We start from the raw sequence: 12,981 nt of genomic DNA, 5'->3' as shown, positions 1-12,981 counted from the left end.
TCACGCCTGGGTATGCTGTGCGGCGTCAGCTGCGACTATAGCCGCAGCCCTGGCCAGCGAGTCGAGCACAATGGAAAGCTCGTCATGCCAGTCCCGGGTGTCGATCCCGAAAGTAGTCTCGAACTTGGAGCAATCGAGCACCGACCAAGCCGGACGGCGCGCGGGAGTGGGGTACTGAGCGGTGGTAATGGGCGATACCTTGGGGCGGGCAGCAAGCATGCCTTTGGCTTCTGCCTGACGAAAGACTTCAACGGCGAAATCGAACCAGGTGCAAGGAGATCGCCCACTGTAGTGATAGAGCCCCCATTTCAGTTCGCCGTGCTGGGCATAACGCTGCGCCAGTTCCAGCAACACATCCGCAATGCTACCCGCCTGAGTGGGGCAACCGACCTGATCGGCGACCACCGATAGCGCGTCACGCTGACAGCCAAGGCGTAGCATGGTCTTAACGAAGTTGTGACCATGCGCCCCATAGACCCAGCTGGTGCGCAAAATGAGATGCTCGTCCAGCACAGTCTGGATGGCCGCTTCGCCCGCCAGCTTGCTAGCACCATAGACCCCCGTAGGTTCGACTTCATCGTTCTCGTTATAAGGCGCTCGGGCATCACCGGAGAACACGTAATCAGTGGAAATATGCAACAGCGGGATAGAGGCCTGACGAGCCGCTTGCGCCAGCCGCTCCGCACCGTCACGGTTGACGCGGTAAGCCTGTTCCCGGTGCGTCTCGGCGTTGTCAACATGCGTGTACGCGGCCGCGTTGATGATAAGCCCGGGATTGAGCCTGCCGACCACATTGGCCACCTGTTCTGCATCGGTGATGTCAAGATAGTCGCGAGTCATCCCGAGCGCTTCGAGACCGTACCCTCCGGCACGGTTTATCAACTCGTGACCAACCTGGCCACCGGCTCCGCATACTAGGATTCGCATCTGGCTAGCGCCTCGTTCAAGGCCTGCCGTAAAGACGGCTGGCATGGATTTGTAACAGAATCGCTAAGCGCGTCACTCTACAACTACCGAGGTAGCGCAGCCCGCGCTTGGTTCAGGCCAAATTAAATGTGTTTTGTTCCGCCCGATTGAGGCGTAGCAGAAATTATTGTCCTCGCGCTGGCATTACATGCCAGCTCGGGCGCGAAAGGATAATTCACCTCTGAGCTCGTCGGACTGCTTGCAGCAGGTGGTAATGCTAACACGAGTGAAACTCGAGGCCTGCCATGCGGACCAATCAGGATAGGCGTCGCGGCTAATTCGCCAAGATGCCATATCCAACAGGGGCCACATCGTCACATCATCAAGGGGACGCCGTCATGCCCAGAGGCGAGAAATCCAAATACACCGATAAACAACAACGGAAAGCCGAACATATCGAAGACAGTTACGAGGAGCGGGGAGTACCAGCTAAAGAAGCGGAAGCCCGAGCATGGGCCACCGTAAACAAGCAGTCCGGCGGCGGTGAACGCAAAGGTGGCTCGGGGCAGGACAAAAGCGAGACCGCCAAGCGAGCCGATCGCAAGGACTCAGCACATCGGGCAGCCGAGTCGCGCTCCGGCAAATCACAAAACAAGGGCTCGGCACGTAGCGACCGATCTCGCAGTACGTCCCTTAGCGACCTTACCCGCGACGAACTGATGGACAAAGCGCGAGAGCGTGACGTGCAGGGCCGCTCCAAGATGCGCAAGGATGATCTGATAAAGGCGCTCAGTTGATGGAGCTTAAAATGCAGGAACCCGACCCTCGGGACGACGGCACACCGAGCCCGGTACCGGAGCCTGAACGCCAGGACCCCGGCGAACCAATCCCTATCGAGGAGCCGGCCAAGCCGGAGTGCCCCAACGACGGGCGCGGTTAAACTTTCTGTGCCCTCGCCTATCACAACTTGTGGCCCCGCGAGACGCCGACAGGCGCGACGGCCAAACGGCGGTGCTTACCGCACGCCCCAGACCCAGGAGACCGTGATGAGTTATGTGCAATTGAGCGACAAACATACTTTGCGTGAGCGCGCGCGCCAGCATGTCGAAAACGGCGCGGTGACAGAAAGCTATTCGGCCGATCGCGATACGGTGATCAATCTGCTCAATGAGGCGCTGGCGACCGAACTGGTCTGCTATCTACGCTACAAGCGCCACTACTACATGGCCACTGGCCTCAAATCGAGCGTTGCCGCCGACGAGTTTCTCGAGCATGCCAACGAAGAACAGGAACATGCTGACCGCTTGGCAGAACGTATCGTGCAGCTTGGTGGCGCCCCGGATTTCAATCCCGACAGCCTCACCGAGCGCGCTCACGCGCAATATGCAGAGGGTAACGGACTGCGCGACATGGTATTCGAGAATCTAGTGGCCGAACGGATAGCAATCGACAGTTATCGAGAAATCGTCCAGTACATCGGCGACAAAGACCCGACAACACGGCGCATTTTCGAGGATATTCTCGCCCAGGAAGAAGAGCACGCCGACGATCTGGCTGGTCTGCTGGACGGCATGAACTGACAAGCCGACTCAGCCAGTAGCACTGCCGTTCAAAAAAAAGGCCACCCGAAGGTGGCCTCAAAAAAGGAAAGAGAGTAAAGCTCAGCCGGCTGCTGCCGGGCGCATGTAGGAGATCGGTGCGGTCTGGGACTCTTCGAATGTAACCATTTCCCACGCATCCTTTTGATCCATCAGGGTACGTAGCAGACGGTTGTTCAAAGCATGTCCGGATTTAAAGCCGCGGAATTCGCCGATCAGGCTGGTGCCCAGCAAGTAAAGATCACCGATTGCATCGAGAATCTTGTGCTTCACGAACTCGTCCTCGTAGCGCAGGCCGTCTTCGTTGAGCACATGGTCTTCATCGACCACGATGGCGTTTTCGACACTTCCACCCAGGGCCAGGTTGTGCGAGCGGAGGAACTCGATGTCACGCATAAAACCAAAGGTTCGAGCACGACTGACTTCCTTGACGAAGGAAGTACTGGAGAAATCCACGCTGGCGGTCTGGGTACGGCCGCGGAACACCGGATGGTCGAAATCGATCTCGAAACTCACCTTGAAGCCTTCGAATGGCAGGAAAGTGGCGCGCTTGTCGCCGTCCTCCACCGAAACCTCGCGGATGATGCGGATGAACTTCTTGGGGGCGTCCTGCTCCTGCAGTCCGGCTGATTGAATCAGGAATACGAAGGGGCCAGCACTACCGTCCATGATCGGCACTTCCGAAGCGGAAAGCTCGACGTAAGCGTTGTCGATGCCTAGTCCAGCCATCGCTGAGAGCAGGTGCTCAACCGTATCGACTTTGACATCACCGCTGACCAGCGTAGTCGACATGGTCGTCTCGCCAACGTTCTCGGCCCGTGCGGCAATCTGCACAGGTGGGTTGAGATCGGTGCGACAGAACACGATTCCTGTGTCCACGGGAGCCGGCTTCAGGGTCAGGTAAACCTTTTCCCCCGAATGCAGGCCGACGCCTGTGGCGCGAATGATGTTCTTCAAGGTGCGTTGTCTGATCATGGCTCGTTTTCGCTAGTGCGCTGTTGCGAATGGTTTCCAACAAAGGTGGCGATCATAGCAGAACCCCACTTTGCTGAATACCAATCACCCCGATAGTCCTGATAAATCCAATCAATCAGCCTGACGGCGCAGGAACGCCGGGATATCCAAATAATCCAGATCTTCCTGAGGATTCATCTTCGCTGCAGTAGCCGCTGCGTGAGCCTGATTACGCATCACGGTCGGACGATCCAGGTCGCGATAGTTCACGGCCGCCTGGTCCTGACGCGCTGCTGGAGCGGGCTGCGACGCCACGGCTGCGGTCTGCAGAGTATTGTCTACGACCTTGACCGGCTTCTCGTTGCGCGGTCCGAGACCAGTCGCTACAACCGTTACGTGTAGCTCATCGAGCATGTCAGGGTCGATCACAGCACCCACCTTAACCGTCGCCTCGTCGGACGCGAACGCCTCGATGATCTCGCCCACCGCAGCGTACTCGCCCAGGGAAAGGTCCAGACCAGCGGTAATATTGACCAGAATGCCACGCGCACCTTGCAGGTTGACGTCTTCCAGCAGTGGGTTGCGGATCGCCGCCTCGGTGGCCTCGCGAGCGCGGTTCGGGCCAGTAGCACAACCGGTCCCCATCATGGCCATGCCCATCTCGCCCATGACTGTCTTGACGTCTGCGAAGTCGACGTTCATCAGGCCCGGACGCTGCATGATGTCAGAGATACCACGCACAGCGCCGGTCAGCACATCATCAGCCTTGGCGAACGCAGAAAGCAGGCTCGCGTCCTTGCCGAGGATGGTCAGCAGCTTTTCGTTGGGGATGGTGATCAGCGAATCGACGCACTCGGACAGCTGACGGATACCTTCGTCGGCGACCTGCATACGGCGGCGCCCTTCGAAAGGGAACGGACGGGTCACCACGGCAACGGTGAGAATGCCCATTTCCTTGGCCACCGAAGCAATGACAGGTGCTGCACCAGTGCCGGTACCACCGCCCATGCCGGTAGTGATGAATACCATGTCGGCGCCTTGCAGCACCTCGGCGATACGCTCACGGTCATCCATCGCAGCCTGACGGCCGATATCGGGATTGGTGCCTGCACCCAAGCCCTTGGTAATGGCGGATCCCAACTGTAGTACGGTCCGCGCTTCGATTTTTTTCAGCGCCTGGGCATCGGTGTTGGCGCAGATGAATTCCACGCCTTCAACGCTGTTGCGCACCATGTGATTGACAGCGTTGCCGCCGCCTCCGCCTACGCCAATGACCTTGATCACTGCACTTTGCGGGGTATGATCTACGAGTTCGAACATTTCCCTCTCTCCTTCCAGCTTTCTAGTTTTAGGTACAGCCGCACTGCTCAGAAATTGCCCTGAATCCAGCTCTTGAGCCGGTCCACGACAGACGTCTTGGGTTCTTCGGCAAAGTTGCCGAGACCGGACATGGAGGTGCCCTCGGTCTGCTTACGCATCCCGTAGAGCAAAAGGCCCACGCCCGTTGAATAGATGGGATTGCGGACCACGTCCGCGAGTCCGTTGACGCTATGCGGTACGCCAAGGCGCACCGGCATGTGGAAGATCTCCTCGGCGAGCTCGACGGCACCTTCCATCTTCGCTGTACCGCCGGTGAGAACGATCCCTGCCGGAACCAGATCCTCGTAGCCGCTGCGACGCAGCTCGGCCTGAATCAATGTAAAGAGCTCGTCATAACGCGGCTCCACGACTTCGGCCAATGCCTGACGCGAGAGTTCCCGCGGCGGCCGATCTCCGACGCTCGGTACCTTTATGGTCTCGCCGGGCCCGGCCAACTTGGCCAGCGCACAGGCGTAACGGATCTTGATCTCCTCCGCGTACTGAGTCGGGGTACGCAGCGCCATGGCGATGTCGTTGGTGACTTGGTCACCAGCGATCGGAATGACGGCGGTATGCCGTATGGCGCCTTCGGTGAAGATGCAAATGTCGGTCGTCCCACCACCGATATCCACCAGGCAGACGCCCAACTCTTTCTCGTCATCAGTCAGCACGGCATGGGCCGAGGCCAGCTGTTCGAGGATGATGTCGTCAACCTCAAGACCGCAACGGCGCACGCACTTTTCTATGTTCTGCGCGGCATTGACCGCACAAGTTACGACGTGAACCTTGGCTTCCAGGCGCACCCCGGACATACCCAGCGGCTCGCGAACGCCTTCTTGGTTATCAATCACATAGTCCTGCGGCAAGGTGTGCAGCACACGCTGATCTGCCGGAATAGCCACGGCCTGGGCGGCGTCAAGCACACGTTCGAGGTCGGCAGTGCTGACCTCACGGTCACGGATGGCGACAATTCCGTGCGAGTTCAGGCTGCGGATATGGTTGCCGGCCAGGCCGACGAATGCCGAGTGGATACGGCAGCCCGCCATCAGCTGTGCCTCTTCAACGGCACGCTGGATCGACTGAACGGTGGATTCGATATTGACCACTACGCCTTTTTTCAAACCACGCGACGGATGCGTGCCGATCCCGACAATCTCCAACTCGCCATCCGGCGTCACTTCGCCGACCAGCGCTACCACCTTCGAGGTGCCGATATCGAGACCGACGATCATCTTGCCGCTTTGCACGCTAGACATGTGTTTCATTCCTCAATTCTTCGCAACGACGGCTTCATCCGTCGTGGTCGGGCTCGGCTCCCGCCACGCAACGGCGAGGCCATTGGCGTAGCGAAGGTCGATCCGCGCAATTTTGTCGCTCTCCTGCGCCAGCTCTTGCTGGTAGATGGCAGTGAAGCGCCGCATTTTTTCGATTATCTGATCCCTTCCCAGCAGCAGCTCGACGCCCTGTCCGGTCGTCACAAACCAGCTGCCCCGTGCCCGCAGTTCCAGGCGAGCGATGGAAAAACCGAGTGGCCGCAGCATCTGGCTGAGCATCTGGTATTGCTGCATCACCCGTTGCTGGGCCCGCTTCGGACCGTATAACTGCGGCAAGTGTTCATACCGAGTCAGGTTGTCGGGCGCGAAGGCCTGACCGTTATTGTTCAGCAGCGATTCGTCGCCCCAGCGGGCAATGGGCAGCTGCTCGTCAAGACGCACCATGACCTCATCCGGCCAGATCCGGCGCGCTTCGACATGGGCTATCCACGGCATCTGTTCAAGGTCGTGACGCAAGGCGTCGAGATCAACCTTGAAGAAGCTGGCTTCGACGAATGGCGCCATGCGTGCTTGTACCGCCTGCTGATCGACATAGGTCAGTTCACCCCGAACGCTCACCTTGGCAATAGGCCGATCGGCATAGGGCGCAAGCTGGTCACCCAGCTGGTACAGACCCACGGCAAGCCCCACGAGTAGTACCGGCCACAGGGCACGCTTGAGCGAACCCAGGCTCGGCCGCGGCAAGCGCGCCGAAAGCGGCTCGCGCTGCACCAGGCGGCTCGCGCCCCGCTGTGCCGGCTTGCGCGAGGCGCGGCCGGTAGCGGGTAGAGAGTGACGCAGCGTGGTGATCATCGATCAGTTCCCCGTCGCCATGCTGGCATCCAGAATTGCGAGGACCAACTGCTGGAAATCCAGACCAGCTGCCCGCGCGGCCATCGGCACCAGGCTGTGGTCAGTCATGCCTGGAACAGTGTTCACCTCCAACAGCCAGAAAGCGCCGCTGTTGTCCTGCATGACATCGACACGCGCCCAGCCCTGGATGCCTACCGCCTCACAGGCGCGGGCGGACAGCTCCTTCAATTCCTGTTCTTTTGCAGCATCCAGACCGCAGGGAATCCGGTACTGGGTGTCGTTGGCGACATATTTGGCGTCGTAGTCGTAGAACGTGTGTGGCGTGCCCAGACCAATCGGTGGAAGCACCTCGCCGCGCAGTGTGGCGATCGTGAACTCCGGCCCCTGGATCCACTGCTCGACCAGCACCTGCGAGTCGTAGAGACTCGCGGCGCGCCAGGCGGCAATCAGCTCATCGACACCAGTGACTTTGGCCATCCCGATGCTGGAGCCCTCATGCGCTGGCTTGACGATCAGCGGAAAATCCAAACTATCAGCTGCGGCCCGGCAATCGGCCTCGCTCGCCAGCACGGCATGCCGCGGGGTCGGTAGGCCAAGGCTCTGCCAAACCTGCTTGGTACGCAGTTTGTCCATGGCCAGAGCCGATGCAAGGATGCCGCTACCGGTATAAGGGATACCGGCACACTCGAGCAGACCTTGCATGCTGCCGTCTTCACCGCCACGCCCATGCAGCACAATAAAGGCAAGATCGATACGTTCGCTACTCAGCCGAGCCAACAGGTTGTCGTCGACATCCACACCGAACGCGTCGACGCCAGCTGATTCCAGGGCCGCTAGCACTGCCGCTCCAGATTTCAGTGACACCTCGCGCTCGGCGCTCTTGCCACCGTAGAGCACGGCGACCCGGCCGAACGCCTGGGGTTCACGGGTCGATTGCAAGGCCGTCATTCGCTCTTCCTCGTGGCGCTTGCAGCGCCAGCAAACAGGGGACTGTTGATAAGTTGTGGGGCCAACCCACCGATATCGCCGGCGCCTTGGCAAAGCAGGATGTCACCCGGTCGTAGCAGGGGTTTGACCAGCGGAGCCAACTCGACGCCGCGCTCGATATAGATCGGGTCAAGCTGTCCGCGCTGACGGATGCTGTGCGCCAAATGACGGCTATCGGCGCCTGGGATAGGCTCTTCGCCGGCTGGATACACTTCCATCAGGAGCAGCACATTCGCATCGTTCAGCACCTGTACGAAGTCGTCGTACAGATCACGTGTACGGCTGAACCGATGGGGTTGATAGACCATGACCAAGCGGCGCTCAGGCCACCCCCCTCGGACAGCCTGAATCACGGCGGCCACTTCACGCGGGTGATGGCCGTAGTCGTCAACGAGCATCACGCTGCCGTCTTCAACAGGTAGCTCCCCGTAAACCTGAAAGCGCCGGCCCACCCCGCCAAACTGAGACAAGCCTTGAACGATCGCCTCGTCGTCGATGCCCTCGTCAGTGGCGATGGCGATAGTTGCCAGGGCATTGAGGACGTTATGATTGCCTGGCATGTTGACCGACACATCGAGCGCATCGAAGCCATCTCGCAGCACCGTGAAATAGGTGCGCATCCCTTCCTGGCGAACATTGATGGCCCTGACATCGGCTTCTTCATGCATACCGTAGGTGGTGATCGGGCGACCCACCTGTGGAATGATTTCACGCACGACCGGATCGTCGACACAGAGCACCGCCAGCCCGTAGAACGGCAGGTTGTGCAAGAACTCGACAAAGGTCTTCTTCAGCTTGCCGAAGTCACCGCCGTAGGTGCTCATGTGATCGGCGTCGATGTTGGTGACGACTGCGACCATCGGCTGCAGGTGCAGGAAGCTGGCGTCGCTTTCATCGGCCTCGGCAATCAGATACCGGCTGGAACCCAGCTGAGCATTGGTGCCGGCCGCGGTCAGGCGGCCGCCGATAACAAAGGTTGGATCTAGCCCACCGGCAGCGAACACCGAAGCCAGCAAGCTGGTAGTGGTGGTCTTGCCATGGGTGCCTGCCACGGCGATGCCATGACGGTAGCGCATCAGTTCGGCAAGCATCTCGGCGCGAGGCACCACCGGTATCCGCTGCTCGAGGGCAAAGGCGACTTCCGGGTTCGAGGCATTTACTGCGCTGGAAACCACCAGCACATCGGCTCCGGCGACGTTTCCGGCCTGATGGCCGATATAAATCTGTGCGCCGAAGTTTTCCAGGCGCTCGGTGCTCGCCGAGGTTTTGAGATCCGAGCCGGACACGTCGTAACCTAGGTTCAACAGGACCTCGGCGATGCCACACATGCCAACGCCACCCACTCCGACGAAGTGAATCCGGCGGATGCGACGCATGCGCCTTACTTCTGCCTTGACCGCCGCTGGGGATTTAGCCATGGGCCACCTCCAGACAGATATCGACGACGGTTCGGGTAGCGTCCGGCCGAGCCAGACGACGTGCCGTGGCTCCCATGGCCTTGAGTTTTTCCGGCTGCATCATTACCTCGGTCAGCTGCGCGGCCAGCGCTGCAGCATCGGTCGTTGCTTGAGGGAGAAGAACGGCCGCGCCTTCCTTCGCCAGATATTCGGCATTACGGGTCTGGTGGTCATCGATTGCGTGAGGTAGCGGCACCAGAAACGAAGGTAAGCCGGCAGCTGCCAGCTCGCACACTGTCAAGGCGCCGGAGCGGCAGATCACCAGATCGGCCCATGCATAGGCCCGAGCCATGTCCTTGATGAAAGGTGCAACCTCAGCGTCGACACCCGCCGCCACATAACGCTCTCGCGTAATCTCGGCGTGCTGCTTGCCGGCCTGATGAAACACCTCGGGGCGTAGATCGCCAGGCAGTTGACCAAGCGCTTCCGGCAACAGCTTGTTCAGCGGTTCAGCACCCAGACTGCCGCCCAGTACCAGCAGCCGCGGGCGGCGGCCAAGCAAAGTCTGTCTCGGCGTCTCGAGAAACAGCTCATGACGCACCGGATTGCCGGTGGTTCGCCGCTTGTCGCTTGCGGCGAAGGTATTCGGAAACGCCTCGCAGACGCGCTTCGCGAAGGGCACCAGGCTGCGATTAGCCGTTCCAGCGACAGCGTTCTGCTCGTGAATGATCAAAGGCGTTCCGGCCAGCTTCGCCGCGAGACCGCCAGGCCCCGTAACATAGCCACCAAGCCCAAGCACGCAGACCGGTTGGAGGGTACGGATCACCCGGCGGGCCTGCCCCAGCGAGCGCAACAGCTGGAACGGCGCCTTCAGCAAGGAAGCCAGCCCTTTCCCGCGCAGCCCGCTTACCTGAATCAGGTGCAGCGGCAACCCAGCCGCAGGAACCACTTCATTTTCGATGCCTCGCGGCGTACCCAGCCAGTGCACGCTATAACCGCGACTCTGGAACTCGTGCGCGCAGGCAAGCGCCGGGAATACATGCCCCCCGGTTCCGCCGGCCATGATCAAGACGTTACCGGCCATGCACGACCCCCTTGCTTTGGGGTACAGGCGTTTCGGCAAAATCGTCCTCGCTGAACTCGGCATCTTCGCTGCCCAGCACCGTGCGGCTTTCCCACTCGATGCGCAGCAGCAAGGCCATACTGGCGCAGGTGACCACCAGCGAACTGCCGCCATAACTCAGGAACGGCAAGGTCAGGCCCTTGGTTGGTAACAGTCCGATGTTCACACCAACATTGATCAGGAACTGACCGAGCCAGAGGGACGCAACGCCCCAGGCTATATATGCAGCGAAGAACTGCCGTGCTCGCTCGGCCGCCAGCCCGATGTACAGCGCGCGGACACCGACGAATGCGAATAGAAGGATGGTCAGCAGCGCACCCACCATGCCCAGCTCTTCGGCGAGCACGGAAAAGACGAAATCGGTGTGCGCTTCAGGCAGGTAGAACTGCTTCTGGACGCTGTTGCCAAGCCCGACACCCAGCCATTCACCACGCCCAAAAGCGATCAGGGCCTGAGTCAACTGATAGCCGGCGCCGTACTGATCAGCCCAGGGATCGGTGAAGGTAATCAACCGCTGCAGTCGGTACTCCTGCGTCTGTACCAGCACGAAGACCGCGCCGACAGCGAGCAGAACCAGCAAGCTGAATCGAACCAGGCCGACGCCGCCCAAGAACAGCATGGCAACCGCCGCGCCCATCATCACCACGGTCGCCCCGAAGTCCGGCTCGAGCAGGAGCAGCATGGCCATTGGAAGCAATACAAGAAACGGCTTGAGGAAGCCCCATAGGCTTTCACGCACCTCCTGCTGGCGGCGCACCAGATAACCGGCGAGATAGACCACAACGAACAGCTTGGCCAGTTCCGACGGCTGTACGTTGAAGGCACCAAAGCCGATCCAGCGCATCGAGCCGTTCACCTCTCGCCCAATGCCGGGAATCAGCACCAGAATCAACAGCACGAACGCAGCAATCAATAGCATCCAGTCCAGCCGCTGCCATACGGACAGCGGCACCAAAAGAACCAGCCCCGCGGCGCCAATACCGAGCAGGACGTAAATCAGATGGCGGATCATGTAGTACATCGAATTATCGGCATTGACGGCCGCGACTTCCGAAGAAGCCGAGGTGATCATCACCAATCCGAGGCCTAGCAGCGCCAGACAGCCGGCGAGCATAGGGAAATCGAGGTCGAGGCCGCGTCGACTGAACAGAGGTGACGGTGCGCTGCGCAGGAAAGCGATCATCAGCTCAGCGCCCCCACCGCAGCGGCGAACTGGCGTCCGCGATCTTCGAAGTTCTCGAACATGTCCAGGCTGGCACAGGCCGGCGACAGCAGTACCGCATCGCCGGGCTGGGCCAGTTTGGCTGCCAGCTGAACAGCGTCCTGGAGCGTCTGAACGCGGTGGATCGGCGCAGCGCCTTCAAGCGCCGCCGCGAGGCGCTCGGCATCGCGGCCAAGCAAGACAACCGCACGACACTGATGCGAGACCGGGCTGTGCAAGGCTGAGAAATCCGCACCCTTGCCATCGCCGCCGGCGATGAGCACCAATTCACCCGTGATATCGCTACCCAGGCCATCGATTGCTGCGAGGGCAGCTCCGACGTTGGTTGCCTTCGAATCGTCGTAGTAGGTCACGCCTTTGCGCTCCCCAACCCACTGGCAGCGATGGGCGAGTCCGCCAAAGTTGCGCAAGGTGGCGAGCATCGGCTCGAACGGAAGACCAACGGCATGCCCGAGCGCCAGAGCGGCCAGAGCATTGGACTGGTTGTGAGCCCCGCGCATCTTCAGCTGATTGGCCGGCATCAGCGCGTCGAATTGGAAAGCAAGGTACTTCTCCCCGCTTTCTTCGAACAGCCCGAAGCCCTTGAAATCTGGCTTGCCGAGGCCGAAGGACCACGTTGGAAGGTCATCGGCAACCAGCGGGCGGCTAAGGCGATCGTCACGATTGATCACGACCTGCCGAGCACCCCGAAAAATGCGGTGTTTAGCCTGATGGTAGGCAGGCAGCCCATCGTACCGATCCATGTGATCTTCACTGATGTTCAGGCAGGTGGCGACCTCCGCATTCAGCTGATCGGTCGTCTCCAACTGGAAGCTCGACAGCTCGAGGACGTAGAGCTCGACATCGTCGTTGAGCAGATCCAGGGCCGGCGTTCCAAGGTTTCCGCCGACCGCCACTTTACGCCCGGCCGCAGCAGCCATTTCACCGACCAGACTGGTCACAGTGCTTTTCGCGTTCGACCCGGTGATAGCCACGATTGGCGCCTTGGCTTCGCGCGCGAACAGCTCGATATCACCGGACAGCTTCACTCCGTTAGCAGCGGCCGCCTGCAATGCTGGCATGCTGATCGGCAAGCCTGGGCTTATCAACAGCTCGCTGGCGCGGCTGAGGAGCTGGGGATCGAGCTCTCCACAATGGACCTCGACATTCGGGTACTGCGCTTTCAGAGTCGCTAACTCCGGTGGGTTCGCACGCGTGTCGGCGACGGCAAACGGCACTCCGCGGCTTGCCAAATGGCGAACCAGCGACATGCCGCTCTTGCCGAGACCTACGACGATGCGGAACTGATCGGAAGCGATGAGCACTCGTT

At 60.3% G+C, this 12,981-nt stretch carries 13 protein-coding genes; 3 read left to right on the top strand and 10 right to left on the bottom strand.

Going from position 1 to position 12,981, the window contains the following annotated elements; genetic code table 11:
* Positions 1 to 927, bottom strand: coding sequence for a dTDP-4-dehydrorhamnose reductase (gene rfbD, locus AAGW23_RS16035; RefSeq protein ID WP_342407348.1), 927 nt, complete (start codon positions 925 to 927; stop codon positions 1 to 3).
* Positions 928 to 1,304: 377 nt separating this feature from the next.
* Between rfbD and AAGW23_RS16030 the strand changes: the two genes are divergently transcribed.
* The 3 genes from AAGW23_RS16030 to AAGW23_RS16020 all read left to right on the top strand — a co-directional run bounded on the left by AAGW23_RS16030 (position 1,305) and on the right by AAGW23_RS16020 (position 2,486).
* A complete protein-coding gene (locus AAGW23_RS16030; RefSeq protein ID WP_342407347.1) occupies positions 1,305 to 1,703 on the top strand; it encodes a Rho termination factor N-terminal domain-containing protein in 399 nt (132 codons plus the stop codon).
* Between the two features lie 11 nt (positions 1,704 to 1,714).
* Positions 1,715 to 1,846, top strand: coding sequence for a hypothetical protein (locus tag AAGW23_RS16025; protein ID WP_342407346.1), 132 nt, complete (start codon positions 1,715 to 1,717; stop codon positions 1,844 to 1,846).
* Between the two features lie 106 nt (positions 1,847 to 1,952).
* Entirely contained in the window at positions 1,953 to 2,486 is a 534-nt protein-coding gene (locus AAGW23_RS16020; protein ID WP_342407345.1) for a ferritin-like domain-containing protein, read from the top strand.
* Between the two features lie 81 nt (positions 2,487 to 2,567).
* On the opposite strand, the gene lpxC is transcribed toward AAGW23_RS16020, so the two are convergent.
* The 9 genes from lpxC to murD all read right to left on the bottom strand — a co-directional run bounded on the left by lpxC (position 2,568) and on the right by murD (position 12,976).
* Entirely contained in the window at positions 2,568 to 3,479 is a 912-nt protein-coding gene (lpxC, locus tag AAGW23_RS16015; protein ID WP_102836824.1) for a UDP-3-O-acyl-N-acetylglucosamine deacetylase, read from the bottom strand.
* A gap of 111 nt (positions 3,480 to 3,590) precedes the next feature.
* Entirely contained in the window at positions 3,591 to 4,778 is a 1,188-nt protein-coding gene (gene ftsZ, locus AAGW23_RS16010) for a cell division protein FtsZ (RefSeq protein WP_342407344.1), read from the bottom strand.
* A 47-nt stretch (positions 4,779 to 4,825) separates the two neighbouring features.
* The gene (gene ftsA / locus AAGW23_RS16005; RefSeq protein WP_148925065.1) at positions 4,826 to 6,073 is read right to left on the bottom strand and encodes a cell division protein FtsA; all 1,248 of its coding nucleotides are present in this window, start codon (positions 6,071 to 6,073) and stop codon (positions 4,826 to 4,828) included.
* Between the two features lie 12 nt (positions 6,074 to 6,085).
* Positions 6,086 to 6,943, bottom strand: coding sequence for a cell division protein FtsQ/DivIB (locus tag AAGW23_RS16000; protein WP_342407343.1), 858 nt, complete (start codon positions 6,941 to 6,943; stop codon positions 6,086 to 6,088).
* A gap of 3 nt (positions 6,944 to 6,946) precedes the next feature.
* A complete protein-coding gene (locus AAGW23_RS15995) occupies positions 6,947 to 7,891 on the bottom strand; it encodes a D-alanine--D-alanine ligase (RefSeq protein WP_342407342.1) in 945 nt (314 codons plus the stop codon).
* The gene (gene murC / locus AAGW23_RS15990) at positions 7,888 to 9,348 is read right to left on the bottom strand and encodes a UDP-N-acetylmuramate--L-alanine ligase (RefSeq protein WP_342407341.1); all 1,461 of its coding nucleotides are present in this window, start codon (positions 9,346 to 9,348) and stop codon (positions 7,888 to 7,890) included. The genes AAGW23_RS15995 and murC overlap by 4 nt, the downstream gene beginning before the upstream one ends.
* The gene (murG, locus tag AAGW23_RS15985) at positions 9,341 to 10,411 is read right to left on the bottom strand and encodes an undecaprenyldiphospho-muramoylpentapeptide beta-N-acetylglucosaminyltransferase (protein ID WP_342407340.1); all 1,071 of its coding nucleotides are present in this window, start codon (positions 10,409 to 10,411) and stop codon (positions 9,341 to 9,343) included. The genes murC and murG overlap by 8 nt, the downstream gene beginning before the upstream one ends.
* Positions 10,401 to 11,633 (bottom strand): putative lipid II flippase FtsW, encoded by a 1,233-nt coding sequence (ftsW, locus tag AAGW23_RS15980; RefSeq protein WP_342407339.1) that lies wholly within the window; start codon positions 11,631 to 11,633, stop codon positions 10,401 to 10,403. The genes murG and ftsW overlap by 11 nt, the downstream gene beginning before the upstream one ends.
* A complete protein-coding gene (murD, locus tag AAGW23_RS15975) occupies positions 11,633 to 12,976 on the bottom strand; it encodes a UDP-N-acetylmuramoyl-L-alanine--D-glutamate ligase (protein WP_342407338.1) in 1,344 nt (447 codons plus the stop codon). The genes ftsW and murD overlap by 1 nt, the downstream gene beginning before the upstream one ends.
* Between the last annotated feature and the right edge of the window lie 5 nt (positions 12,977 to 12,981).

The sequence above is a fragment of the Stutzerimonas chloritidismutans genome, assembly GCF_038562055.1.
Classification (GTDB): domain Bacteria; phylum Pseudomonadota; class Gammaproteobacteria; order Pseudomonadales; family Pseudomonadaceae; genus Stutzerimonas; species Stutzerimonas chloritidismutans_A.
The sequence above is the reverse complement of the archived record's forward strand: the minus strand, read 5'-3'. Positions and strand labels throughout refer to the sequence as shown.